The sequence below is a fragment of the Azospirillum mesophilum genome, assembly GCF_053470405.2.
In genome coordinates, this window is sequence record NZ_JBPXMQ020000009.1 from 41,857 (window position 1) to 66,966 (window position 25,110).

Sequence of the window (25,110 nt, forward strand, 5' to 3'; positions counted from 1 at the left end):
AAATCTCATAAACACGGCAAGTGGTTGATCTGGATGCTTAAGGCCCCTCTCCCTTGAGGGGAGAGGGGGTGGGGTGAGGGTGGCAGCCGGCTGGTCTTTTCCCGCTCTTCGAGCGGTAACGACCCCTCATCCCAACCACTCTCCGCCTCTGGTCGCCTTCGGCGCCCATCCGCTACGCGGACGGCTCCGAGCCCCCAAGGGGAGAAGGGCTTTCTGCAGCGCCCGAAGGGGGAAACGCTATGTCCGATGCACGGCCCGTCGTTGCCCATCGATGCACGCTCGGCGAGGGACCGCTGTGGTCGGTGCAGCGCCAGCGCCTCTACTGGACCGACATCCAGGGCCGTCGCCTGTGGTGCTTCGACCCGCTCACCGGGACGAGCAACAGCTGGGAGGCGCCGGACCGCATCGGCTGCATGGCCCTGCGCCGCGACGGCACGTTGCTCGCCGCCTTCGCGCGCGGCTTCGCGGTCTACGACCCGGACAGCGGACGGACCGAGCCGGTCCACGACTTCGAGCCCGATATCCCGTCCACCCGCCTCAACGACGGGCGGTGCGACCGGCAGGGACGCTTCATCGCGGGCGGGACCGACGAGGGCCAACCGCAGCGCCCGATCTCGTCCGTGTGGCGGCTCGATGCCGACCATAGGGCTGAGCGGCTGATTCCCAACGTCGCGGTCGCCAACAGCCTGTGCTTCAGCCCGGACGGGCGGACGCTCTACATGACCGACACGCCGGAACGGGTGATCCGCGCCTACGACTATGATCCCGCCACGGGGCGGCTGGGCGAGCGGCGCGACTTTCACCGGCTGCCGCCCGGCCCCGGCAATCCGGATGGTTCGACGGTGGACTCGCAAGGCTTTCTGTGGAACGCGGAGTATGGCGGCGGCCGGGTGGTGCGCTACGCGCCGGACGGGACGGTGGACCGCGTCGTCACGGTGCCGACGCCCAACACCACCTGCCCCGCCTTCGGCGGGCCGAACCTGACGACACTCTACGTCACCACCGCCGCCCAGGGCCGGGAGGACGACCCGCTGGCCGGCCAGCTGTTCGCCATCGAGACCGACGTTCCGGGCCTGCCGGAGCCCTTCTTCGCCGGCTGAGGACCAAGCTCCCGCCGAGCTTCCGGTTGTCGCCATTTTGCCTCAACCGGGAGCTTCGCCGTGATGGTCAGATGCGGCCTCCACCGCGCAAAGGGAGTAGCCGCCGTGTCTCGGGTCCGTTTCGTCTCCGTCGTCTGCCTCGGCCTGTCCCTAGTCTCCGCGCCGGCCATGGCGCAGTTCCAGACCAACACTGGCACTGGCATTGGCAACGCCAACCCCAACACGACCTTCGGCATCGACAACGACCTGCTGGGCAAGCTCGGCGGTGCCGCGGTCGGCGCGCTGGCCGGCTCACAGATCGGCAAGGGCACCGGCAACCTGCTCGCCATCGGTGCGGGCGGCCTGCTCGGCTACTTCGCGGGCGGCTACCTGATGGACCAGCTCAGCCCCGGCTCCCGCGACGCGGTGCAGTCGGCGGAATCCCGCGCGCTCGACGCGCCGGTGGGGCAGACGATCCGCTGGAACAGCCCCGACACGTCGGGCACGCGCGGCTCCATCACCCCGATCCGCGCCGGCCGCGACCAGTTCGGGCGCGAGTGCAAGGAGTTCCAGCACAAGGTGACCATCGACGGCCGCCAGGAAATCGCCACCGGCACCGCCTGCCGCGGCGAGGACGGCCAGTGGCAGCTAGCGGCGAAGCCGTAAGCCCTATCCCTCCTTCACCGCGACCGTCTGGACCAGCACGGTGCCGCTGTCGGTGGGGACCTCGACCGTGACGGGCACGGTTCGGCCGCCCGGTCCCGAGCGGCCGAACCAGACCGTGGCGCTGCGGTCGATGCCATCCACAAAGAACTTGGACGGGTCGCGGTCGGCCTGGAAGCCGGCCACCGGGTGGATGGTCATCGCGCAGACCTCCGCGGTGCCGACCGCGATGCGGTAGCGGGATGGCGGAAGCTCCTCCCGCCCGCGCGGCTTCATGAGGACGTCGTAGCGCCGGCGCCCGTCGAACACCGGGTAGCGCCCGCCGCAGCCGCCGGCCCGGCTGGCCGACAGGATCACCGCCGCCCCCAGGCTGAGCGGATCGACGCTGCCCCGCCGGCTCTCCGCCGGGACGCGGGCCGCCTTGTCGGGGCTGAGCGGCGGTTCGGCGCGCACTTCCACATCCTCCGGCCGGAAAGCCAGGGCCATGACGTCCAGCTTGCGGCGCAGCCGGCGCTCGCCCCGGAACCGGTCGGGCCGCACCGCGCCCTCGTCCAGCGTGCCCTGCGATTCCGCGCTGTAGCGGAAGTTGGTGAAGAGGCTGAGCCACGGGCTCGCCTCGGCATGGAGCCGTGCGTGGTAGCGCGGCGCCTCCTCGGTCAGCGCGACGGTGCCGCGCGCCAGCGGAAGGCCGCCGCTGTAGGCGGCGAACTCAAGCTCCAGCGTCGCCGCCCGCGCCAGTCCGGGGAGCAGGACGAGACCCGCCAGCAGCCACGCCCCGGTCGCGCGCATGCGGCTCACGCGGGCGGCTCACGCATCCGGGCCCGGCTCCGCCACGAGGTCCTGATACTCCGGATGGCGCTTGATGTAGCCGGCCATGAAGGTGCAGTGCGGCACGACCTTCCGGCCGGAGGCGCGCGCGTCGTCCAGGGCGCCGCGGGCCAGCGCGGAACCGATGCCCTGGCCGGACAGGCTCTCCGGAACCTCCGTGTGCAGCAGGGCGATCCGCCCCTCGCTCAGCGCGTAGGTCACGAAGGCGGTGGCCCCGTTGACGGTCAGCTCGTACCGCTTCATGGCCGCGTTGTTCTTCACATCAGCGCTCATCTCCGCCCCTCTTGTCTCGTTTGCAGGCCGATCACCAGTCCCTCGTCCGGCCGCAGGCGGATGGAGCCCGTAACCGGCTCGCCCGCGCGGTCGAGATGCGTGGACAACCGGATATGGCCATCGCCGGGCGGGGCGTCCACCACGCGCGCCTCCCCGCCCAGGTTCAGCAGGATGCGAAAGCGCCGGCTGCCGTCGCTGCGCTCATAGGCGAGCACGTCGTCCCCGGCCGAGACCGGGTGGTAATCGCCCACCGACAGGGCCGGCTCCGCCCGCCGCAGGTTCAGCAGGGCGCGGTACAGCGCGAGCATGGAGGCGGGGTCGGCCGCCTGCGCCGCGACGTTCACCCGCGCGTGGTCGGGGCCGAGCGGCAGCCAGGGCGTCCCACTGGTGAAGCCGCCGTTCGGGCCGCCGTCCCAGGGCATCGGCGTGCGCGCCGGGTCGCGCCCCAGACCCAGGCCGGGGATGTTCTTTTCCCAGGGGTCCTGGACCAGCTCCGGCCGGATGGGCACGTCGGTCATGCCGATCTCGTCACCCTGGTAGAGCGTCGGCGTGCCGCGCAGGGTCAGCAGAAGCATGGCGGCCACCCGCGCCTGCCCCGCCCCCAGCCGGCTCGCCACGCGGGAGCGGTCATGGTTGCCCAGCACCCAGTTCGGCCACCCACCCGCCGGCAGCGCCGCCTCGTAGCTTTGGATCAGCGCGGCCAGCGCCTTGGCCTCCCAAGGCGTGGACAGCAGGTGGAAGTTGAAGGGAAGCTGGAAGCCGGACAGATCCGTCCCGTAATAAGCCATCAGCTGGTCGATGGGCAGGTAGGCCTCCCCGATCAGAAGTCGGTCGCCGGGGTAGGAGTCCACGACCCGCCGCATGGCGGCGATGGCGTCGTGCACCTCCGGCTGGTCCATGGTGTGGACGCGGACGACGCGCCGGGCCGGCGACATGCCCTCCCGCCAGCCGGAGTTGGGCGGGTTGTCGCGGAGGAGTTCGTCCTCGATCAGGTGGTGGATGGCGTCCACCCGGAACCCGTCCACACCGCAGTCGAGCCAGAAGCGCAGCACGTCCAGCATCGCATCGCGCACCGCCGGGTTGCGCCAGTTCAGGTCCGGCTGCTCCTTCAGGTAGGCGTGGTAGTAGTATTGGCCGGTGGCCGCGTCCCACTCCCAGGCGCCGCCGCCGAACTCCGAGAGCCAGTTGTTGGGCGGGCCGCCACCCGGCGCCGGGTCGCGCCAGACGTACCAGTCGCGCTTCGGATCGTCGCGGGAGGAGCGGCTGGCCCGGAACCACGGGTGCCGGTCGGAGGTGTGGTTCGGCACATAGTCCAGGATCACCCTCAGCCCGCGTTCGTGCGCCGCCGCGACCAGCCGGTCGAAGTCCTTCATCGTCCCGAACAGCGGGTGGATGCCCGTGTGGTCCTCCACGTCGTAGCCGAAATCGGCCATCGGCGACGGGTAGATGGGGGAGATCCACACAGCGTCCACCCCCAGCGCCACCAGATGGTCCAGCCGCGCCAGCAGCCCCGGCAGGTCGCCGACCCCGTCCCCGTTCGAATCCTGAAAGGAGCGCGGGTAGACCTGATAGACCACCCCCCTCTGCCACCACGCAAATCCGCCCGCCATCGGAGGTTCAGCCGATCAGCAGCGATTCGGCGCCGTCGATCCAGACGGGCGTGCCGGTGATGTGCTTCGAACGGTCCGACGCCAGGAACAGCGCCAGCTCCGCCACGTCGAAGCTGCTGCCGGCCTTGCCGCCGGTCAGGGGCACCTCGCCCTTCGGGTATTCGGCGGGCTCCTCGGCCTTCTCCGTGTTGCGGGACTGGGTGTTTTCCTGGATTTCCGTGTCGATCATACCGGGGCAGATGGCGTTGACGCGGATGCGGTGCTTGGCAAGCTCCAGCGCCAGCATCTTCACCATCGCGACCTGCCCGGCCTTGGAGCAGGAATAGGCGGTGGCGCCGGCGTTGCTGAACACCCGCGTCCCGTTGATGGAGGCGCAGACCAGCACCGACCCGCCGCCGGCCTTTTTCAGATGCGGCACTGCGTGGTGCAGCGTCAGGTAAGTGCCGCGCAGGTTGGTGTTGATGGTGCGGTCCCATTCCTCCGGCATCAGCTCGTCGATGGGCGCCCAGACGCCGTTGATGCCGGCGTTGGCGAAGACGACGTCGAGCCGGCCGTACTCCTGCACCAGCCGGTCGATGGCCTGCTTCATCGCCGCGCTGTCGGCCACGTCGGCGACCAGCGGGATGGCCTTGCCGCCGGCCGAGGTGATCTCCTCGGCGGTCTTGCGGATTTCGCCTTCGGTGTGGCTCAGCACGCCGACGCTCGCCCCGGCGCGGGCGAACAGCACCGCCGAGGCCTTGCCGATGCCCGACCCGGCGCCCGTGACCAGGGCGACTTTTCCGTTCAGTTCCATGAGGCTGGCTCCGCTGCTGCAACGCGACAGCAGAGCCAACCGGCGGCGGGCGGAGCGGTTCCCCGCAGGATGGGCGATGCCCGGACCTTGGTCAAAGGACGGCTGTTGAGGGCAGACCAGACAAGACGGCACCAGACAAAGCAGGAGACGCGGCATGGTCGAACCCGGCCCGGAGGTGATCGGCGGCTACGTCGTCGCGCGCGACGGCTTTACCTATCTCGGCATCGGCCGGACGCAGGAGGACGCGCTGGCCGATGCCGCGCGACGGACCAACGCGGCCGGCCTGTCCCTGGAGGATGAGGGAATCGGCGTGATCCTCGTCGGCCCGCACCTCGCCGAGGCGGTGCTGACGGACGGCTTGGATCTGGACGAGGCGATGACCCGCGCCAGCCGCACCCATGTGCCGGGCGTGCCGCTGGACCTCATCGACGAGAAGGACGAGGGGTAAGGGCCTCAAGCCGTTCAGTTTTGTGCATTGCAGCATGCAGGCATGCCGATTACGCGCAGCTCGGCCGTGACAATTTGCGCATAATGCTTTCGACACACAACGCGGCGGCGCAAAGACGCACGCCAGATATCAACCAGCCTTCGCGAGGACAGGTAACCAAAGTGATCCACAAAATCCTTGACAAGCTTGACCGTCTTGTTGCGCAGAAGCGCGAAGCCGGGGCGCTTGATGCCTGGATTGAAAGCGGTTCTGCCCGCCGTTACTGCCAGAAGGCGACGGCGGAGCAGAAGCATTACTACACGTCGCTGATGCTGTACCTGGAGAGCCATGTGAGCCAGGCGTGATGCGGATGGGGGCGGGGTGGCTGCGGTTGCCCCCACCCTTCCCATGCTTCGCATGGGCCCCTTCCCTCCCCCGCTGACGCAGGAGAGGGAGCTTAATCCCCTCTCCCGCGAAGCGGGGGAGGGTTAGGGAGGGGGCAAAAGCGCCACCCCGCCCCACTCACTCCGCCGCCAGCGCCCGCGGCTGCATGCTGCCGGTCTGCTGGTAGCGCAGGTGCCAGGAGAAGGCCTCTTCCATCAGGTGCGGCGTGTGGCCGCCGCGCTGGAGCGCCCGGCGGTGATAGTCCATCGCCAGCTCGCGGTAGCTGGGGTGGACGCAGTTGCGGATGATAGTCTCGGCGCGCTCGCGCGGGGCGAGGCCGCGCAGGTCGGCGAGACCGACCTCGGTCACCAGCACGTCCACGTCATGCTCGTTGTGGTCGGTGTGGGTGACCATCGGCACGACGCTGGAAATCGCCCCGTCCTTCGCCAGCGACTTGGTGACGAAGATGGCGAGGTGACTGTTGCGCGCGAAGTCGCCGGAACCGCCGATGCCGTTCATCATCTGCGTGCCGTTGACGTGCGTGGAGTTCACGTTGCCGTAGATGTCGCACTCCAGCGCCGTGTTGATGCCGATCACGCCGAGGCGGCGGATGACCTCCGGATGGTTGGAGATCTCCTGCGGGCGCAGCAGCAGGCGGCCCTTGTAGCTGCCGATTTTGGGCAGGACCTCCGCATACTTCCCGGCGCTCAGCGTGATGGAGGAGCCCGAGGCGAAATTCAGCTTGCCGGCGTCGAACAGCTCGAAGGTGCTGTCCTGCAGGACCTCGCTGTACATGGTCAGGTCGTGGAACGGGCCGTCGATCAGCCCGTGCAGCACGGCGTTGGCGATGGTGCCGATGCCGGCCTGGAGCGGGTTCAGCGACCGGCCAAGCCGGCCCTGGCGCACTTCGCGGTCCAGGAACTCGATCAGGTGGCCGGCGATGCTCTTCGTGTCGTCGTCCGGCGGCAGGATGCTGGCGGAGCTGTCCTGCTTGCGGGTGACCACGATGGCCGCGATCTTCGACGGGTCGATCGGGATGTAGGGCAGGCCGGCGCGGCTTTCCGCGGTGACGACCGGGATCGGCTCGCGGAAGGGGCGGCGCGTCGGGATGTAGACGTCGTGCATCCCCTCAAGATCGAGCGGCTGGGTCAGGTTCAGCTCGATGATGATCTTTTCCGCCAGGATGGCGAAGGTCGCGGAGTTGCCGATGGAGGTGGTTGGGACGATGCCGCCGTTTTCCGTGATGGCGCAGGCTTCGATGACCGCGACGTCGATCGGACCCATCTGGCGGGAGCGCAGAAGCTCCACCGTCTCCGACAGGTGCTGGTCGACGAACATCACCTCGCCGCGGTTGATCGCCTTGCGCAGCACCGGGTCGGCCTGGAACGGCAGGCGGCGGGCCAGCACGCCGGCCTCCGTCAGGATCCGGTCCACGTCGTTGCCGAGCGAGGCGCCGGTCATCAGCGTGACCTTCAGCTGCTCGGTCGCGGCGCGCTCGGCCAGCGCCAGGGGAACGGCCTTGGCGTCGCCCGCGCGGGTGAAGCCGCTCATGCCGATGGTCATGCCGTCCCGGATCAGCAGCGCCGCCTCTTCCGGCGCCACCACCTTGCCCCACAGCGACTTCAGACGAATACGATCGCGGTACATCGGTTTCCTTTGAAATTTCTCGGGCGTTGTCGTTCGTGCATTGGTTCTTATTTGTTATAAACAGTCATAGGACTTGGGCTTTGGACGCAACAAATGTCCGTCCGGCATATCAGGCCGTCCTAATGGGCATGGATGCGCCGACCGCGATCACTCATAATTCCCGGTTTCCACAAGAGCTTTGCGGGGTAACGCCGAAGCATCCGCCCGCCCCCGTGCAAGTCCCGGTTTAAGGTTGCCGACGCGCATTCAGGGGAGCGGCGGAGGGACCATGGCCGAGGGGCTGCGCAGCGGGAAGGTGGAGGTCGCGCCGGGCGTCCGCCTCCACGTCATCGATGCCGGTCCGCCGGACGGCCCGCTGGTCATCCTGCTGCACGGCTTTCCGGAATTCTGGTACGGCTGGCGCCGGCAGATCGGGGCGCTGGCGGCGGCCGGCTTCCGCGTGCTGGCGCCGGACCAGCGCGGCTACGGGGCCAGCGACAAGCCGCGCGGCCTCGACGCCTACACGACCGACCGGCTCGCCGCCGACGTGCTGCGTCTGGCGGACCAGGCCGGGCGCCGGACCTTCTCGGTCGTCGGGCACGACTGGGGCGGGGTGGTCGCCTGCTGGGTGGCGCTGACCGCGCCGGACCGGGTCACCCGGCTGGCGATCCTCAACGCGCCGCACCCCGCGACGATGGGCGGCTACGCGTTGCGCCACCCCACGCAGGCGGTGCGGAGCCTCTATGTGCTGGCCTTCCAGCTTCCCTTTCTGCCGGAGCGGATGATCCGCGCCCGCGGCTTCCGGATGGCCGAACACGCGCTGACCAACACCAGCCGGCGCGGCACCTTCGACGCCGACGACCTTGCCCGCTACCGGGAGGCCTGGGCGCAGCCGGGCGCGCTGACCGCCATGCTGAACTGGTACCGCGCCATGCGCCGGGGCCACCATCCGCCCACCGTCCGCGTGCGCCCGCCGACGCTGATCCTGTGGGGCGACCGCGACCGTTTTCTGGAGAAAGGGCTGGCCGAGGCCGCCGCCGCGTTGTGCGACGACGCCCGGGTGGTGCATATGGAGAAGGCCAGCCACTGGGTCCAGCACGAGGAGGCGGAGCGGGTGAACCGCGAACTCGCCGACTTCCTGCGGGAAACGGCGCCCAAAACGGCATAAAACGACAACGGCATAACCGGTATCAGGGACGATCCAGAGATGCGTTTCTCCTCGCTCACCGACCGCATCCGCGGCGACCGCACCGCGGCGTGGGACATCCATTTCGCCGCCTGGGCCGCCCTGGCGCGCGGTGAGGACGTCATCGTGCTCAGCGTCGGCGACCCCGACTTCGACACGCCGGAGCCCGTCCGCGACGCCGCCATTGCCGCCCTGATGGCCGGCGACACCCACTACACCCCCATCGCCGGCCGGCCGGAGCTGCGCGCCGCACTCGCCCGCGACCACGCGCGCCGCACCGGCATGGCCGTGGAGGCGGAGAACGTCATCGTCACCGCCGGCGCCCAGAACGGCCTGTTCAACGCCACCCAATGCCTCGTCGAGGCCGGGGACGAGGTGCTGGTGCCCGAGCCGATGTACCTGACTTACGAGGCCTGCATCCGCGCCTCCGGCGCCACGCTGGTCCCGGTGGCGCCGGACGCCGCCACCCTGCGGCTTGATCCGAAGGCTCTGGCCGCTGCGGTCACGCCGCGCACCCGCGCGATCTTCCTCGCCACCCCGGCCAACCCCACGGGCATCGTCATGTCGGTGGAGGAGCTGGAGGCCGCCGCGGAGCTTGCCCGCCGGCACGACCTGTGGGTCGTCACGGACGAGGTTTACGCCAGCCTGACCTTCGACCGCCCGCACGTCAGCATCGCCTCCCTGCCCGGCATGGCGGAGCGGACGGTGACCATCAACAGCCTGTCCAAGTCGCACGCCATGACCGGCTGGCGCGCCGGCTGGGTGGTCGGCCCGGCGCCGCTGGTCGGCCACATGGCGACGCTGGCGCTGTGCATGCTCTACGGGCTGCCCGGCTTCATCCAGCAGGCCGCCCTGACCGCGATCGAGCAGGGCGAGGCCGCCGTCGCCGCGATGCGCGAGGGCTACCGCCGCCGCCGCGACATCGCCCTGGAATGGCTGGCCGACATCCCCGGCCTGCGCTGCCTGAAGCCTGAGGCCGGCATGTTCATGCTGGTGGACGTGACCGGCACCGGCCTGCCGACCATGGAGTTCGCCTGGCGCCTGTTCCGCGAGACCGGCGTGTCGGTCCTCGACGCCGGCGCCTTCGGCCCGGCTGCCGCCGGCTGCGTCCGCCTGTCCTTCGCCGTCAGCGAGGAGCAGCTGGCCGAAGCCTGCAAGCGCATCGCGGGGTTAGTGCGGGGGCTGTGAGCGCTTCCTGAAACCCCCTCGCCCTCTCCCGCCGGAGGCGGGCGAGGGGATACTCACGCAGCCGGTTGCTGGGCCATGTAGGTCGGCAGGATCCAGGCGGGGATGGTGCCGGTGGTGAGATCGTGGGCCGCGGGGTCCACGTCGGACATCACGCAGGCTTCCATATAGGCGCGGGTCAGCACGTCGAGCGCGAAGTCCGGGTCGTGGGTTCGGGCCAGGAACTCGTCCCGCGTGTTGACGCCGCGCATCACGCGGGCGCGGAACGCCTCGTCGTCCAGCGGCCCCAGGTTCATGGACCAGAAGGCGAAGTTGGGCTTGGTGACGCTGTCCTCGTACAGCAGCACTTCCACCTTGCGATGCCGGTCGTCGTGCCGGATCGTGTTGAACAGGGGCTCCAGCACGGACCGCTCCCCTTCCAGCACCTGGAGGAAAAGCCCGTCCAGGTGCAGCAGGAAACCGGTGACGCCCAGCGCTTGGTTCTTGCGGGCGCAGGCCAGGCACAAGGCGGCCAGGTCGGACGGCGCCAGCGTGTGGGACGCCTCGCTGCGATAGACGATCGTCAACATCGAAGGGTCCTTTTCGTCGAGTGGTTTTCCCGGGGTGGAGGGGGTGCGGATCGTCAGGACGCCAGGGCCGGCGACCAGTTTTCCACGCCCTGCCTCAGCAAGCGTTCGGCCTCCGCGACGGGGTGCGGGCGGCCGAAGAAATAGCCCTGGATCAGCGGGCAGCCGATGCGGCCGAGCGCCTCGACCTCCGTCCGATGCTCCGCCCCTTCGGCGATGATCGACATCTCCAGCCCGCGCCCCAGCTCCACGATGGTCTTGACCACCGCCATGGCGCGCTCGTTGCCGGTCATGTCCCGCACGAAGGAGGCGTCGATCTTCAGGTCGTCGAACCGGAAGCGCGACAGGTAGCCCAGGCAGGAGAAGCCCGTGCCGAAATCGTCGATGGCGATGCGGATGCCTTCGCTTTGCAGCGCCGACAGCACCGCCGCCGCGCGCTGCGCGTTGTCCAGGATCGCGGATTCCGTCACCTCCAGCTTCAGCGCGGACGGCGGGGCGCCCGTCTCGGCCAGCGTGCTGCGGATCATCTGCTCGAAGCCCGGCTCGTGGAGCTGGCGCGCCGACACGTTCACGCTGATGAAGGGCAGCTGGCCGGCCGGGAGCTCCCCCAGGAATTCCCGCTGCCAGCGCGCCAGCTGGGCGCAGCCCTCGCGCACGGCCCAGGCCCCCAGGGGGAAGATCAGCCCCAGCGCCTCGGCCAGCGGGATGAAGTCGCCGGGCGGCACGGAGCCGAGCACGGGGTGGGTCCAGCGCATCAGCGCCTCGAACCCCGCGACGCGGCCGGTCGCCAGATCGACCACCGGCTGGTAGACCAGCGAGAATCCCTCCGGCGCCCGCCCGTCGCCCACGGCTTCCCGCATCGCGTCGGCCATCTCGAAGGACCGTTTGGCCCTGGCCCGGTGGCCCGGCTGGAAAACGTCCCAATGCCCGCCGCCCCGCTCCTGCGCGGAAAGCTTGGCGAGGTCGGCGGCGGCCAGGATCGCGCCGGGATCGTCCTGCGCGGTCAGGCTGTGGGAATGAACGATGCCGATGCTGGCGCTCATCCGGTGGAAGCTGTCCCCGACCGGAAAGGGTGCGGCCATCCGCTCGCCGATCCGCACGGCCAGCGCTTCCGCGTCCGCCGGGCCGCCCTGATGGCGGAGCAGCACGCCGAACTCGTCACCGCCGACGCGGGCCACGCTGTTCGGCGGCGCCACGGCGACGATGCGCCGGGCCGCCTCCAGCAGCACGGAATCGCCGATCTCGCCGCCGAAATGCCGGTTCAGCACGCCGAACCCGTCGAGATCGACCAGCAGCAGGGAAAAGGCATTCTGCGGATTGTTCTGCGGACCGTTGCGCGCGTCCTCCAGCGCCTGTTCCAGCCGGTCCGTCAGCAGCGCGCGGTTCGGCAATCCGGTCAGCCCGTCGTGAGGTTCCGCGCGCTGCGCGATGCGGCGTTCCAGCTCGGCGGTGGCGTGCTCCAGCGCCGCTTCGGTCAGCTTCAGGTCGGTGACGTCGTCGTGCAGCACGAGCACCCACCGCCGCCCGCGCATCCGGAAGGCGTTGGCGCGCACCACGAACCAGCGCATGCCGCCGGGGGTCGCGCAGGGCGTCTCCTGCACATGGCGCTGGCGCGCGCCGCTCATCACCGCGCGCAGACCTTCGGCGAAGCGCTTCGCGTCCGCGTCCCCGCTGGCGGCGGAGCTGTCGCACACGTCCAGGTAGTTGACGCCCTCGCGGACGGGGATCGTCCCGGCCTCCATCGCGAAGCCGCGCCAGGCGGTGTTGACCAGTCGGATGTCCGCCCGCTCATCCAACAGGCACAGGCTGGCGGGGAGCGCGCTGAGCGCCGACGCGGCGAGGTCCCGGACGATGCCGTCCGGGTCGGCCTCCAAAACGGGGTGAGGCATGTTGCACCGGCGCCCACGGCCCAGGTGCCCCTTTGGGGCTTGCCGAGGGTGCTCCTTCCTCAAGCGGGAAAAGCTGTCTGCATTTTCGTTGAATTTGATTTTCATTCCTATGCGACGGTTCAGCGCGGGCCAAGCAAACAAGCCCTTCTCCCCTTGGGGGAGAAGGGTTGGGATGAGGGGTCGGTACCGCTCGAAGAGCGGGAAACAACCGGCCGGCTGCGCCGGCGCCACCCTCACCCCACCCCCTCTCCCCTCAAGGGAGAGGGGCTTTTGAGGCCTAGACCAGCGGCTTACCGTGTTTGTGAGATCTGTGCACACCGTAGCGCACCAGCCGCGAGCGTCTTGATCAGGGCAAGGACCCTGCCCATCTTTCGGGTCGAGGCGGACGGCGACCGCGCATGGTGCGGGTCACCGACGCCGCCTTCCCGCGCCTCTTGGAAGGGCGGGAACCATAACGGAGTGCCTTATGGACTTCGGTTTGTTCACCGACCGCGCGCGCGGCGTCATTCAGGCCGCGCAACTGGCGGCCCTCGCCGGACGCCACCAGCAGCTCAACCCCGAACATCTCGTGAAGGCTCTGGTCGAGGACGGCAACGGCGTGCCCGCCAAGCTGGTGCGCGATGCCGGTGGCGACCCCGACCTGCTGAAGACCGCCGCCGAGGAATCCCTCGGCCGCCTTCCCCGCGTGAACGGCGAAGGCCCGCACCCGCTCTACATGTCCCCGGCGCTCGCCACCGTGCTGCAGGGGGCTGTGGAGGCCGCGCGCGGTGCCGGCGACCGTTACGTCACCCCCGAACGCCTGCTGGAAAGCCTGGCGACCCAGGCCGGCCCGATGCGCGCGCTGTTCACCCGCGCCGGCGTCGATCCGTCCGCGCTGGCCGACAGCGTCGAGACGCTGCGCAAGACCCACCCGGCCGACCAGCAGGAGGACGCGCAGCTCGGCGAAGCGCTTGCCAAATACGCCCGCGACCTGACGGAGGAGGCGCGCCAAGGCCGCCTTGACCCGGTCATCGGCCGCGACGACGAGATCCGGCGCACCATCCAGGTGCTGGCCCGGCGCACCAAGAACAACCCCGTGCTGATCGGCGAGCCTGGCGTCGGCAAGACCGCCGTGGTGGAGGGTTTGGCCCAGCGGCTGGCCTCCGGCGATGTGCCGGAGGGGCTGAAGGACCGGCGCGTGCTGGCGCTCGACCTCACCGCGCTGCTGGCCGGCGCCAAGTTCCGCGGCGAGTTCGAGGAGCGGCTGAAGGCCGTGCTGGCAGAGGTGCAGGCGGCCAGCGGACGCATCATCCTGTTCATCGACGAGCTGCACTCGCTGATCGGCGCCGGCCGCACCGACGGTGCCATGGACGCCGCCAACATGCTGAAGCCGGCGCTGGCGCGTGGCGAGTTGCGCTGCGTCGGCGCCACCACGCCGGACGAGTACCGCAAGTACATCGAGAAGGACGCCGCACTCGCCCGCCGCTTCCAGCCGGTGAACGTGGACGAGCCCTCCAATGAGGACGCCGTGTCGATCCTGCGCGGTATCAAGGGCAAGTACGAGGTGCATCACGGCGTGCGCATCGCCGACGCGGCGGTGGTCGCGGCGGTGCAGCTGTCGGCGCGCTACATCGCCGACCGCCGCCTGCCCGACAAGGCCATCGACCTCGTGGACGAGGCGGCCAGCCGCCTGCGCATGGCCATCGACAGCAAGCCGGAGGCGCTGGACGCCGTCGGACGCCGCGTCGCGCAACTGAAGATCGAGCGCGAGGCCCTGAAGGCGGAACCCGACGCCGCCTCGCAGGAACGGCTGGTCAAGCTGGAATCGGAACTGGCCGTGGACGAGGCCAAGCTGACCGCCATGGAAGACGAATGGCGCGCCAGCCAGTCCCGCCGCACCGAAGGCCGCCGCCTGAAGGAGGAACTGGACCAAGCCCGCACCAGGCTGGAGCGCGCCCAGCGCGACGGCGACTGGACCAAGGCCGGCGAGTTGGCCTACGGCGTCGTCCCCGACCTGGAAAAACGTCTGGCCGAGGCGGAATCCCGCGCCAGCACGGAGCGGGATGAGGTCACCGCCAAGGACATCGCCGCCGTGGTCACCCGCTGGACCGGCATCCCCGTGGACCGCATGCTGGAAGGCGAGCGGCAGCGGCTGAAGGGCATGGAGGACAAGCTGGCCGAACGCGTGGTCGGTCAGGCGGAGGCGGTGCGCGCCGTGTCCAAGGCGGTGCGCCGGGCGCGCGCCGGCCTGAAGGACCCGAACCGGCCGACCGGCTCCTTCCTGTTCCTCGGCCCGACCGGCGTCGGCAAGACGGAGCTGGCGAAGGCGCTGGCCTCCTTCCTGTTCGACGACGAGAACGCGGTCACCCGCGTCGACATGTCGGAGTTCATGGAGAAGCACGCGGTCGCCCGCATGATCGGCTCCCCGCCGGGCTATGTCGGCTATGACGACGGCGGCACGCTGGCCGAGAAGATCCGGCGCCGGCCCTATCAGGTCGTGCTGCTGGACGAGGTCGAGAAGGCGCATCCGGACGTGCTGAACGTCCTGCTCCAGGCGCTCGACGACGGGCGGCTGACCGACGGGCAGGGACGGACGGCGGACTTCCGCCACGCCATCCTGATCATGACGTCCAACCTGGGGGCGGACGCCCTGTCCGCGCTGGGCGAGGACGACGGCCTGGAGGGTGCGCGGGTGGAGGTGATGGACGCGGTGCGCCGCGCCTTCCGGCCGGAGTTCCTGAACCGGCTGGACGACGTGCTGATCTTCCGCCGGCTGGGACGCGAGCAGATGGCCAGCATCGTGGACATCCAGCTGGCCCGCGTGAACGACCGTCTGGCCGAACGCGGCCTGTCGCTGACCGCCGACGACGCGGCCCGCGCCCGCCTTGCGGAGCTGGGATGGGATCCGGCCTTCGGCGCCCGTCCGCTGAAGCGGGCGGTGCAGAACCTCGTCGAGGATCCGATCGCCGAACGCCTGCTGGACGGCGAGGTCGGGGAACGCTCCACCCTGCACCTGTCGGTGGAGGACGGCCGCCTGACCCTGGACGGCCTCCCGGTCGAGGAGGACCGCGCAACCGGCTTCAAGGCCCCGGAACGCCCGCCGCTGGGCTTCGCCGTGACCGGCAAGCGCAGCGCCGGGCAGAGCGCCGCGGTGCACTGAGCGCCTTGCCTTGGGCGGGATCGAAAACCCGCTTTGAACGGTAAGTCTCTGACGAAGCGGCGCAAATAGCCCTTCTCCCCTCCGGGGGAGAAGGGTTGGGATGAGGGGGAGCCCCGCCAGGGGCTACAAACGCGGGCGTGGGGGCACTTTTCCGGGCTACCGCCCGTAACCACCCTCACCCCAACCCCTCTCCCCTCAAGGGAGAGGGGCATTTATATGCCGCATCAGCCACTTACCGCGTCGCAACGTCCGGACATGCTGTAGCACCTCCGAAGAGGGCTTTTTTCTTAGGAACGTCCTTACGACAGAGACTTCGGCTCGGACTTCGGCGGTTCGTTGTTCTCGTCGTCCTTCATGCCGGCCTTGAAGGCTTTGACGCCCTTGGCGAGGTCGCCCATGACCGTCGGCAGCTTGCCCGCCCCGAACAGCAGCAGGACGATCAGCAGAACGACAACCCAATGCATGACGCTGAAGCTACCCATGATGGTCTCCAAGGGAGAAAAGGGCCGGGCCGGTGAGGGCATCGGACGCCCTTCACACTAAACGCGGCCCGCCGCCGGGCGCAACCGTCCCATGGCGCACGAAAAAGGGGTGCCGAAGGACCTTCGCCCCCCGGCACCCCTGTTTTTCTGCCCGGTTCCCTTCGGGCGTGCGCCGCCTTACGGCAGCGTGGACGTGACCACGATCCCGCCAGCCGCCGGCTTGTCGAGCACGATCCAGCCGCTCGGCCCGCCGAAGTCGAGCGCTTCGATGTTGGTCAGCAGGTCGGTCTCGCTGGTCGCCTTGTTGATGACCGAGACCGAGCCGTCGCTGTTGTACTGGACCGTGAAGCCGTTCGGATCGACCGGCTTGCCGTCGACGGTGTAAGCCACGATGTCGAAGCCGTCGCCACCGTCGATGGTGTCGTTGCCGGCACCCTCGCCGATGTAGTCGTCCCCGCTCCCGGCGAAGAGGACGTCGTTGCCGGCGCCACCCTCCAGGTAGTTGTTGCCGGCGGTGCCGAGGAGCGTGTCGTTGCCCTCGCCGCCGCCCAGGCCGATGCCCTGCTCCGCCGTGGCGTTCGGGAAGTAGGCCGCCGCGTCCAGCCGGTCGCCGAACACCGTGCCGGCGATGAAGCCGCCGCCCTGCGCGTCCTTGAAGACGCCGACGCCAAGCTCGACGCTCAGGGTGGACCGGTTGCCCCCCACGCCGGCCGACACGAAGACGGTCTCGATGTTCGTGATTTCGGCCTTGTTCGGCGTGCCGTCCAGCTCGGTCACGGTGAAGCTGCCTTCCGTCGCGCCACGCACGATGGAGAAGGCGTCCTTGCCGTTCAGCGTGATGACCAGATTGCCCTGGGCATCGGTCTTCAGCGCCAGCGTGCCGGGCTGGTCGACCATCTCGATGGCGAACATGTCGTTTCCGGTGCCGCCGTCGATGGTGTCATGACCGCTGCTGGCGGCGATGTAGTCGTCCCCGCCACGGGTGTCGATCAGGTCATCGCCCGCGCCGCCGTCGACGTAGTTGCTGCCGTCATGACCGGTGATCGTATCGTTGCCCATGCCGCCGTCGAAGCCGACGCCCTGCTTCGCCGTGAGGCCCGGGAAGAGCGTGGCGGCGTCGAGGGAGTCGCCGAACACCGTGCCCTGCACGAAGCCACCGCCCTGCGGGTCCTTGAAGACGCCGAGGCCCAGGTCGATGTTCAGGCTCGTCTGGCTGGCGCCCGTGCCGGCCGTCATCGCGATGCGCTCGATGTTGCTGATGTCGGCCGTCATGCTGCCGCCCACCAGCGTCTCCAGCGTGTAGCTGCCGTTGGTGGCGCCCGGCTTGACGAGCAGGGCATCCACGCCGCCCAGCGTGACGATCAGGTTGCCCTGCCCATCGGCCTTCAGCGCCAGGGCGCCCTGGTAGTCCTCGGCGTCGATGCTCAGGACGTCGAAGCCGTCCCCGCCGTCGATGGTGTCGTTGCCGTTGGTGAAGACGATGTAGTCGTCCCCGCCCTTCGCCTGGATGAGGTCGTCGCCGTCGCCGCCGTTGATGTAGTTGTTGCCGTCGTGGCCGACGATCGTGTCGTTGCCGGCACCGCCGTCGAAGCCGACGCCCTGCTTGTTGGTCAGCGTCGGGAAGATCGCCGCCGCGTCCAGCCGCTCGCCCTGGCCGGTGCCGCTGACGAAGCCGCCGCCGGTCGGGTCGTTGAACACCTTCACGGCGAGGTCCAGGCTCAGGAACGAGTTCGGACCGGAGGCTCCTTCGATGGCGACCTGAACCTGCTCGACGTTGGTCAGGGTGTCGGTGCCCAGCGGCGAGCCGTTGCGCAGGTCGGTCACCGTGGTGGTGCCGTTGGCCGTCGCGATGCACAGCACCTGAGCGCCGTTGGCCAGCACGTAGGTCTCGCCGTTGGCGCCGGCCTGCGTGGTCAGCGGCCCGGTCACGCCGGCCAGGCGGTACTCCGCCGTGTCGACGCTGGCGCCGCCGTCGATGGTGTCGTTGCCGGCACCGCCGCGGATGAAGTCGAAGCCGTCGCCCGCGCTGACGCTGTCGTCGCCGGCCCCACCGTCGATGAAGTTGTTGCCGTCGTGGCCGATGATGGTGTCGTTGCCGGCACCGCCGTCGAAGCCCACACCCTGCTTGTTGGTCAGGTTCGGGAAGAGGGCCGCCGCGTCCAGCCGCTCGCCCTGGCCGGTGCCGTTGACGAAGCCGCCGCCGTTCGGGTCGCTGTACAGGCGAACTGCGAGGTCCAGGCTCAGGAACGTGTTCGCCCCGGAGGCCCCGTCGATGGAGACCTGAACCTGCTCGACGTTGGTCAGGGTGTCGGTGCCCAGCGGCGAGCCGTTGCGCAGGTCGGTCACCGTGGTGGTGCCGTTGGCCGTCACGATGCTCAGCACCTGCGTGCCGTTGGCCAGCACGATGGTCTCGCCGTTCGGGCCGGCCTGCGTGGTCAGCGGACCGGTCACGCCGGTCAGGCGGTAGCCCACCGTGTCGGCCTTGGCGCCGCCGTCGATGGTGTCGTTGCCCGCGCCGCCCAGGACGTAGTCGTAGCCGTCGCCCCCGCTGATGCTGTCGTCGCCGTCGCCGCCTTCGATGTAGTTGTTGCCGGCGTTGCCGATGATCGTGTCGTTGCCGCCGTTGCCGTTGAGGGCGACGTTGTCCTGCGCCGTGGCGTTCGGGAAGATCACCGCCGCGTCCAGCAGGTCGCCGACCACGCTGCCGCCCACGAAGCCGCCATGGTTCAGCGAGTCCGCGAAGACGCTCAGCCCCAGCGGCACCTCCAGGTAGCCCTGGCCGGGCTGGGCGTTGGGCAGGTGGAACTCGATCCGCTCCACGTTGCGCACGGTGTCGGTGCCGATGGCCGCCCCGGCGCCCGAACCGGTGACGGTGTAGGCACCCTGCCCGGCCGGCGCGATGGTCGCCACGGTGTTGCCGTCAAGCTTCACCAGCAGCGTGCCGTTGCTCTCCACCAGCGTGAGGTTGGTGCCGGTGACCCCGGTCAGCTCGTAGGACAGCGTGTCGGTGCCGGCGCCGCCGTCGATGGTGTCGTTGCCGACACTGCCGTGGATGTAGTCGTCGCCGCCGCGCGCGTCGATGCTGTCGTTGCCAGCACCGCCGTCGATGAAGTTGTTGCCGTCGTGGCCGACGATGGTGTCGTCGCCCGCACCGCCGTCGAAGCCGACGCCCTGCTTCGTGGTCAGGTTCGGGAAGAGGGCCGCCGCGTCCAGCCGCTCGCCCTGGCCGGTGCCGTTGACGAAGCCGCCGCCGTTCGGGTCCTTGTACACGCGAAGCGCCAGGTCGACGCTCACGAAGCCGTTCGAGCCCGTGGCCCCCTCGATGGAGACCTGAACCTGCTCGACGTTGGTCAGGGTGTCGGTGCCCAGCGGCGAGCCGTTGCGCAGGTCGGTCACCGTGGTGGTGCCGTTGGCCGTCACGATGCTCAGCACCTGCGTGCCGTTGGCCAGCACGGTGGTCTCGCCGTTCGGGCCGGTCTGGGTGGTCAGCGGTCCCGTCACCCCGTTCAGGCGGTACTCCGCCGTGTCGGCGCCGGCGCCGCCGTCGATGGTGTCGTTGCCGGCACCGCCCAGGACGTAGTCGTAGCCGTCACCCCCGCTGATGCTGTCGTCGCCCGCACCGCCGTCGATGAAGTTGTTGCCGGCGTTGCCGGTGATCGTGTCGTTGCCCTCGTTGCCGTCCAGGCCGACGTTGTCCTGCGCCGTGGCGTTCGGGAACAGCGCCGCCGCGTCCAGCACGTCGCCGAACATGCTGCCGTTGACATAGCCGCCGCGGCCCTGGGAGTCGGTGTACAGGCTGAGGCCGAGCGACACGTCCAGGTAACCCTGGCCGTTGTCGTTGGGCTGGGCGTTGGGCAGGCGGAACTCGATCCGTTCGACGTTGCGCACGGTGTCGGTGCCGATGACGCCCGCCCCGGCGCCCACGCCGGTGATGGTGTAGGCGCCCTGCCCGGCCGCGACGATGGTCGCCACCGTCTGGCCGTCGAGTTGCACCAGCATGGTGCCGTTGCTCGGAACCATCGTGAAGACCGACCCGGTGACGCCCGCCAGCTCGTAGGACAGCGTGTCGGAGCCGGCGCCGCCGTCGATGGTGTCGTCGCCGCCTTCCTCGCGGATGAAGTCGTTGCCGCCGCGGGTGTCGACGCTGTCGTTGCCGATGCCGGCGTCGACGAAGTTGTCGCCGTCGTGGCCGACGATGGTGTCGTTGCCCGCACCGCCGTCGAAGCCGATGCTCTGCTGAGCCGTGGCCTTCGGGAACAGCGCCGCCACGTCCAGTAGGTCGTTCTGGCCCGTGCCGTTGACGAAGCCGCCCTTGCCCTGCTGGTCGACGAACACTTCGGCCGTCAGCTGGAGGTTCAGGCTGGAACCCGGCGTGGTCGAACCCTCGATGTCGACCTGCACACGCTCGACGTTGATCAGGGTGTCGGTGCCCAGTGGGCTGTTGGCGCGCAGGTCGGTCACCGTGGTGGTGCCGTTGGCCGTCACGATGCGCAGCACCGCCGTGCCGTTGGCGAGCACATCGGTCGCGCCGTTCGGGCCGGACTGCGTGGTCAGCGGACCGGTCACCCCGGCCAGGCGATACTCCACCGTGTCGGAGGTCGCGCCGCCGTCGATGGTGTCGTTGCCGGCGCCGCCCACGATGAAGTCGTAGCCGTCACCCCCGCTGATGCTGTCGTTGCCGGTGCCGCCGTCGATGTAGTTGTTGCCGGCGTTGCCGATGATCGTGTCGTTGCCGTCACCGCCGTTGAAGCTGACGTTGTCCTGCGCGGTGGCGTTCGGGAACAGCGTCGCCGCGTCCAGCAGGTCGCCGAACATGCTGCCGTTGACGGAACCGCCATGGCCCAGGGAGTCGGAATAGACGCTGATCCCGAGCGGAATGGAGATGTAGGCCTGGGTGAACTGGATCGGCGGAAGCGGCTGGCCGGGCAGCATGGGCTGGGTGCTGGGCACGCGGAACTCGACCCGTTCCACGTTGCGCAGGACGTCGGTGCCGTTGATGGCGCCGGCGCCGACGCCGGTGATGGTGTAGGTCCCCTTGCCGTTCGGGACGATGGTCGCCACCGTCTGGCCGTCGAGCTGCACCTCCAGCGTGCCGTTGTTCTCCACCACCGTGAGGCTGGTGCCGGTCGCGCCGGTCAGCTCATAGGACACCGAGTCCGAGCCGGCGCCGCCGTCGATGGTGTCGTTGCCGGCACCCTCGCGGATGAAGTCGTCGCCACCGCGGGCGTCGATGCTGTCGTTGCCGGCGCCGCCGGTGATGTAGTTGTAGCCGTCGTGGCCGATCAGGGTGTCGTCGCCGTCACCCGCGTCCATGCCGATGGACCGCGTCGCGGAGGCCTTCGGGATCATCACGCCGGCGTTGAGCAGTTCGCCCCATCCGGTGCCGCCGACGTAGCCGCCGCCCATCGAGTCCGAATAGGTGTTCGGGAGGATCGGCACGGACAGAGAGTTGCCCTGGGTGTAGGTGCCCTGGATGTTGACCGAGACGGTTTCGACGTTGGTCAGCGTGTCGGTGCCGAGCGGCGAACCGTCGCGCAGGTCGGTCACCGTCACCGTGCCGTTCGCACGGACGATCTTCAGCACCTGCACGCCGTTCGCGAGCACGAACACCTCGCCGGCCTGTCCGGGCTGCGTCGTCAGCGGGCCGGTGACATCGGCGAGGCTGTACTGCGCCGAATCCGTGTCGGCGCCGCCGTCGAGAATGTCGTTGCCCGCCCCGCCGCTGAGGTTGTCGTTGCCGGCCCCGCCGCTGAGGCTGTCGTTGCCGAGGCCACCGTCGAGGAAGTCGCCGCCGGCATGGCCGGTGACGGTGTCGTTGCCCTCCCCGGCGCTGACATTGACGAAGTCCTGCGCCCCGGCGTTGGGCAGGAGCGTCCCGACGTTCAGCACCTCGCCGAACGTGGTGCCCATGATGTAGCCGCCGGCGTTCGTCGTGTTGCTGTAGACGTTCGGCAGAAGGTCCAGGTACAGGTTGTCGCTCTGGGTCGTGCCACCCTCGACGTTCAACTGCAACTGCTCGACGTTGGTCAGCGTGTCGGTGCCGAGCGGCGAGCCGTCACGCAGGTCGGTCACGGTCACCGTGCCGTTGGCCCGGACGACTCTCAGCACCTGCACACCGTGGGCGAGGATGAAGATCTCGCCCGGCTGGCCGGCCTGCGTGGTCAGCGGACCGGTCACGCCGGACAGCATATACTGCGCCGAATCCCATCCCGCGCCGCCGTCGATGGTGTCGTTGCCGGCGCCGCCCTGGAGGCCGTAGTCGTTGCCCCCACCCGCGCTGATGCTGTCGTCGCCGGTGCCGCCGTTGATGTAGTCACTGCCGGCGTGGCCGATGATCGTGTCGTTGCCGGCGTTGCCCTGGATGCTGATGCTGGCGCTCGCGGGGGCGTTCGGAAACAGCACGGTGGCGTCCAGCAGATCGCTCAGCGCCGTACCGTTGATGCTGCCGCCGCCCTGCGGGTTGTCGTAGACGGAGGGGGCGATGTCCAGGTAGAGCCAGTTGCCCGGCCCGCTGGCGCCGCTGATGCCGACCTGGATGTGCTCGATGTTGGTCACCCGGTCGGTGCCGAGCGGCGAGCCGTTGCGCAGGTCGGTCACGGCGAAGGCGCCGTTCGCCTGGGCGATGCTCAGCACCTGCACGCCGTTGGCGAGCACCAGCATGTCGCCGTTCTGGCCGGCCTGGGTGGTCAGCGGACCGGTCACGTCCTTCAGCCAATAGGCCAGCACGTCGTTGCCAGCACCACCGTCGATGGTGTCGTTGCCCGGCCCGGCCTCGATCGAGTCGTCGCCCGAACCGCCGTCCAGATAGTCGTCGCCCGCGTCGCCGTTCAGCGTGTCGTTGCCGCCGCCGCCGTAGAGCGTGTCGTTGCCGTCGACATTAACGTCGTTGGTGATGTTTCCGTCACCGTCCAGCCGCTCGTTCGCGTCGGAGCCGAGCATGTAGTCGCCGTAGTCGGAACCGCGCACGCGCTCGATGCTGGTGACGGTGTCCTGGCCGCCGTAGCCGTCCTGGATGATGCCGGTGACGAGATTGGCGACGATGCCCCTGGGCGCGTTGTGATAGCGCACGGCGTCGAAGCCCGCGCCGCCGTCGATCACGTCGTTGCCGCCGACGTCCTCAAAGGTGTCGTCGCCGGTGCCGCCGGTCATGGTGTCGTTGAACTTGGACCCGCGGACCCGGTTGATGCCGTTCAGCGTGTCGGTGCCGCCGTAGCCGTCGGACACCGTGCCGGTTGCAAGATTGATGTTCACGCCCGCCGGCGCGTCGCCGTACAGGACGCGGCCGTCCTGGCCATAGACCGTGGTGATGGTGTCGTTGCCAGCCCCCGGCTGGATCGTGACGAACGGCGCCGAGCGGTCGTAATAGAAGGTGTCGTTGCCCGTCGTGCCGATGACGGTGATGTCGTCGCTGGCGTTGACCTGGCCGAGATTGGTGAGCTGGTCGGTGCCGTTCGCGCCCTTGGAGACCGTCTTCGCCGAAAGGTCGAAGTTGATCGGCCCGTTCAGCTTGGAGTAGTCGAGCACATCCAGGCCGCCGCCCCCGAAGTTGAGCGTGTCGTTGCCCGCCCCACCGCCGAAGGTGTCGTTGCCCATCGTGCCGTACAGCGTGTCGCTGCCGTTCGTCCCGGACACCATCAGGGGGGTCAGGTACACGGAGCTGCCCTGCCCGCTGGCGCCGGTGATCGCCACATAGACATGCTCGACGTTGGTCAGCTTGTCGGTTCCGAGCGGCGAATCGGTGCGCAGATCGGTCACGGTCAGGGCGTTGGCGCCCGTCCGCGCGATGCTCACCACCTGCACGCCGTTGGCGAGCACCAGCATCTCGTTGTTCTGGCCGGGCTGCAGGGTCAGCGGACCGGTCACGCCCTTCAGCCAGTAGGTGGCGATGTCGTCGCCCAGGCCGCCCTCGATGGTGTCGTTGCCGGGGCCGGCCTCGATGGTGTCGTTGCCGATGCCGCCGTCGAGATAGTCGTCGCCCGCGTCGCCGTTCAGCAGGTCGTTGCCGCCGCCGCCGAACAGCGTATCGTTGCCGTCGATCGTGTCGGTGCTGACGTTCCCGTCACCGTCCAGACGGTCGTTGCCGTCCGAACCGATCATGTAGTCGCCGAAGTTGGAGCCGCGCACGCGCTCGACGCTGGTGACCGTGTCCTGGCCGCCGTAGCCGTCCTGGATGATGCCGGTGGCGAGGTTGGCGACGATGCCCTTGGGCGCGTTCTGGTAGCGCACGATGTCGGTGCCGGCGCCGCCGTCGAACCGGTCGTTGCCGCCGGCGTCCTCGAACGTGTCGTCGCCGGCGCTGCCGGTCACGGTGTCGTTGTACTTGGAACCGCGGATCCGGTTGACCCCGACCAGCGTGTCGGTGCCGCCGAAGCCGTCGGACACCGTGCCGGTCGCGAGGTTGGCGCTGATGCCCGTCGGCGCGTTGTCGTAGAGGACGCGGCCGTCCTGGCCGTTGACGGCGGTGATGGTGTCGTTGCCGGCACCCGGACGGATGCTGGTGAAGCCCGCCTTGTTGTCGTAGGTGAAGGAGTCGTTGCCGGCGGTCCCGATGACGGTGAGGTCGTCGAAAATCGGATCCTGGCCGATGTTGGAAAGCTGGTCGGTCCCGTCCGCGCCTTTCGACACGGTGAGATTCGGCAGGTTGAAGTCGATCGGCCCGCTCAGCCCGGAATAGTTCAGGACGTCATTGCCGCCACCGCCGAAATCGAGCGAATCGTTGCCGGTTCCACCGATGAAGGTATCGTTGCCCCTGCCGCCCGTCAGCGTATCGTCACCAGCCGACCCAACCAGATTAGCCATAACTTCCCCGTCGTACGTAGTAATCCTTCTGGCTCAAAGGGTCTAGAGGAAGCAATCGACAATTGCAAGGAAGTGCGACCAAACGTCCTAGGTTTTCGAAACAAAAGACAAAGGCGATGCTGCGGCGCAGCAGGAACTCGCCTGAGTTGAATCCCGCAGTAAATGAGCGATCCCTGATAAG

16 protein-coding genes are annotated in these 25,110 nt (G+C 69.2%); 7 read left to right on the plus strand and 9 right to left on the minus strand.

All coding sequences use genetic code 11. From position 1 onward, the window contains the following. Window positions 1-239: 239 nt before the first annotated feature. Window positions 240-1,100: an SMP-30/gluconolactonase/LRE family protein gene (locus tag ACSVC7_RS11445; RefSeq protein WP_448204644.1), complete on the plus strand. Its 861-nt coding sequence runs from the start codon at window positions 240-242 to the stop codon at window positions 1,098-1,100. A 105-nt stretch (window positions 1,101-1,205) separates the two neighbouring features. Next, window positions 1,206-1,745 carry an RT0821/Lpp0805 family surface protein gene (locus ACSVC7_RS11450; RefSeq protein ID WP_448204643.1) on the plus strand — a complete coding sequence of 180 codons (540 nt, stop codon included), beginning with the start codon at window positions 1,206-1,208 and terminating at the stop codon, window positions 1,743-1,745. Window positions 1,746-1,748: 3 nt separating this feature from the next. Here ACSVC7_RS11450 and ACSVC7_RS11455 read toward each other — a convergent pair whose 3' ends face one another. The 4 genes from ACSVC7_RS11455 to ACSVC7_RS11470 are packed head-to-tail and all read right to left on the minus strand — an operon-like array spanning window position 1,749 to window position 5,246. Continuing rightward, window positions 1,749-2,531 carry a DUF3108 domain-containing protein gene (locus ACSVC7_RS11455; RefSeq protein ID WP_448204684.1) on the minus strand — a complete coding sequence of 261 codons (783 nt, stop codon included), beginning with the start codon at window positions 2,529-2,531 and terminating at the stop codon, window positions 1,749-1,751. An 18-nt stretch (window positions 2,532-2,549) separates the two neighbouring features. Next, the gene (locus tag ACSVC7_RS11460) at window positions 2,550-2,843 is read right to left on the minus strand and encodes a GNAT family N-acetyltransferase (protein ID WP_448204642.1); all 294 of its coding nucleotides are present in this window, start codon (window positions 2,841-2,843) and stop codon (window positions 2,550-2,552) included. Next, a complete protein-coding gene (locus ACSVC7_RS11465; RefSeq protein WP_448204641.1) occupies window positions 2,840-4,453 on the minus strand; it encodes an alpha-amylase family glycosyl hydrolase in 1,614 nt (537 codons plus the stop codon). The genes ACSVC7_RS11460 and ACSVC7_RS11465 overlap by 4 nt, the downstream gene beginning before the upstream one ends. 7 nt (window positions 4,454-4,460) lie before the next feature. After that, a complete protein-coding gene (locus ACSVC7_RS11470) occupies window positions 4,461-5,246 on the minus strand; it encodes an SDR family oxidoreductase (RefSeq protein WP_448204640.1) in 786 nt (261 codons plus the stop codon). 154 nt (window positions 5,247-5,400) lie between these two features. Between ACSVC7_RS11470 and ACSVC7_RS11475 the strand changes: the two genes are divergently transcribed. Together ACSVC7_RS11475 and ACSVC7_RS11480 are read left to right on the plus strand one after the other, a co-directional pair. Then, window positions 5,401-5,694 carry a hypothetical protein gene (locus ACSVC7_RS11475; protein WP_448204639.1) on the plus strand — a complete coding sequence of 98 codons (294 nt, stop codon included), beginning with the start codon at window positions 5,401-5,403 and terminating at the stop codon, window positions 5,692-5,694. A 161-nt stretch (window positions 5,695-5,855) separates the two neighbouring features. After that, window positions 5,856-6,038, plus strand: a complete 183-nt coding sequence (locus tag ACSVC7_RS11480; protein ID WP_448204638.1) for a hypothetical protein — start codon at window positions 5,856-5,858, stop codon at window positions 6,036-6,038. A 157-nt stretch (window positions 6,039-6,195) separates the two neighbouring features. Here ACSVC7_RS11480 and scpC read toward each other — a convergent pair whose 3' ends face one another. Then, complete coding sequence (scpC, locus tag ACSVC7_RS11485; RefSeq protein ID WP_448204637.1) at window positions 6,196-7,704, minus strand: succinyl-CoA:acetate CoA-transferase ScpC; 1,509 nt, start codon at window positions 7,702-7,704, stop codon at window positions 6,196-6,198. Between the two features lie 268 nt (window positions 7,705-7,972). Here scpC and ACSVC7_RS11490 point away from each other — a divergent pair, with 268 nt between their 5' ends. Both ACSVC7_RS11490 and ACSVC7_RS11495 read left to right on the plus strand, forming a co-directional pair. Continuing rightward, window positions 7,973-8,851 (plus strand): alpha/beta fold hydrolase, encoded by an 879-nt coding sequence (locus ACSVC7_RS11490; RefSeq protein WP_448204636.1) that lies wholly within the window; start codon window positions 7,973-7,975, stop codon window positions 8,849-8,851. A 39-nt stretch (window positions 8,852-8,890) separates the two neighbouring features. Beyond that, on the plus strand, window positions 8,891-10,057 hold the full coding sequence (locus tag ACSVC7_RS11495) for a pyridoxal phosphate-dependent aminotransferase (RefSeq protein WP_448204635.1): 1,167 nt from the start codon (window positions 8,891-8,893) through the stop codon (window positions 10,055-10,057). Between the two features lie 53 nt (window positions 10,058-10,110). On the opposite strand, the gene ACSVC7_RS11500 is transcribed toward ACSVC7_RS11495, so the two are convergent. After that, entirely contained in the window at window positions 10,111-10,623 is a 513-nt protein-coding gene (locus ACSVC7_RS11500; protein WP_448204634.1) for a BLUF domain-containing protein, read from the minus strand. A 53-nt stretch (window positions 10,624-10,676) separates the two neighbouring features. Continuing rightward, a complete protein-coding gene (locus ACSVC7_RS11505; protein WP_448204633.1) occupies window positions 10,677-12,509 on the minus strand; it encodes a putative bifunctional diguanylate cyclase/phosphodiesterase in 1,833 nt (610 codons plus the stop codon). 466 nt (window positions 12,510-12,975) lie between these two features. Here ACSVC7_RS11505 and clpB point away from each other — a divergent pair, with 466 nt between their 5' ends. Next, window positions 12,976-15,648 carry an ATP-dependent chaperone ClpB gene (clpB, locus tag ACSVC7_RS11510; protein WP_448204632.1) on the plus strand — a complete coding sequence of 891 codons (2,673 nt, stop codon included), beginning with the start codon at window positions 12,976-12,978 and terminating at the stop codon, window positions 15,646-15,648. Between the two features lie 299 nt (window positions 15,649-15,947). On the opposite strand, the gene ACSVC7_RS11515 is transcribed toward clpB, so the two are convergent. Both ACSVC7_RS11515 and ACSVC7_RS11520 read right to left on the minus strand, forming a co-directional pair. Next, on the minus strand, window positions 15,948-16,130 hold the full coding sequence (locus ACSVC7_RS11515; protein WP_448204631.1) for a twin-arginine translocase TatA/TatE family subunit: 183 nt from the start codon (window positions 16,128-16,130) through the stop codon (window positions 15,948-15,950). Window positions 16,131-16,307: 177 nt separating this feature from the next. Continuing rightward, on the minus strand, window positions 16,308-24,929 hold the full coding sequence (locus tag ACSVC7_RS11520) for a hypothetical protein (RefSeq protein ID WP_448204630.1): 8,622 nt from the start codon (window positions 24,927-24,929) through the stop codon (window positions 16,308-16,310). Window positions 24,930-25,110 lie beyond the last annotated feature (181 nt).

Bases quoted from the DNA above. Each gene is read 5' to 3' on its own strand.
- ACSVC7_RS11465 (WP_448204641.1), bottom strand. From the start codon at position 4,453: ATGGCGGGCGGATTTGCGTGGTGGCAGAGGGGGGTGGTCTATCAGGTC.
- ACSVC7_RS11445 (WP_448204644.1), top strand. From the start codon at position 240: ATGTCCGATGCACGGCCCGTCGTTGCCCATCGATGCACGCTCGGCGAG.
- ACSVC7_RS11515 (WP_448204631.1), bottom strand. From the start codon at position 16,130: ATGGGTAGCTTCAGCGTCATGCATTGGGTTGTCGTTCTGCTGATCGTC.
- ACSVC7_RS11470 (WP_448204640.1), bottom strand. From the start codon at position 5,246: ATGGAACTGAACGGAAAAGTCGCCCTGGTCACGGGCGCCGGGTCGGGC.
- ACSVC7_RS11490 (WP_448204636.1), top strand. From the start codon at position 7,973: ATGGCCGAGGGGCTGCGCAGCGGGAAGGTGGAGGTCGCGCCGGGCGTC.
- ACSVC7_RS11500 (WP_448204634.1), bottom strand. From the start codon at position 10,623: ATGTTGACGATCGTCTATCGCAGCGAGGCGTCCCACACGCTGGCGCCG.
- clpB (WP_448204632.1), top strand. From the start codon at position 12,976: ATGGACTTCGGTTTGTTCACCGACCGCGCGCGCGGCGTCATTCAGGCC.
- ACSVC7_RS11520 (WP_448204630.1), bottom strand. From the start codon at position 24,929: ATGGCTAATCTGGTTGGGTCGGCTGGTGACGATACGCTGACGGGCGGC.
- ACSVC7_RS11495 (WP_448204635.1), top strand. From the start codon at position 8,891: ATGCGTTTCTCCTCGCTCACCGACCGCATCCGCGGCGACCGCACCGCG.
- ACSVC7_RS11460 (WP_448204642.1), bottom strand. From the start codon at position 2,843: ATGAGCGCTGATGTGAAGAACAACGCGGCCATGAAGCGGTACGAGCTG.
- ACSVC7_RS11455 (WP_448204684.1), bottom strand. From the start codon at position 2,531: ATGCGCGCGACCGGGGCGTGGCTGCTGGCGGGTCTCGTCCTGCTCCCC.
- scpC (WP_448204637.1), bottom strand. From the start codon at position 7,704: ATGTACCGCGATCGTATTCGTCTGAAGTCGCTGTGGGGCAAGGTGGTG.
- ACSVC7_RS11475 (WP_448204639.1), top strand. From the start codon at position 5,401: ATGGTCGAACCCGGCCCGGAGGTGATCGGCGGCTACGTCGTCGCGCGC.
- ACSVC7_RS11505 (WP_448204633.1), bottom strand. From the start codon at position 12,509: ATGCCTCACCCCGTTTTGGAGGCCGACCCGGACGGCATCGTCCGGGAC.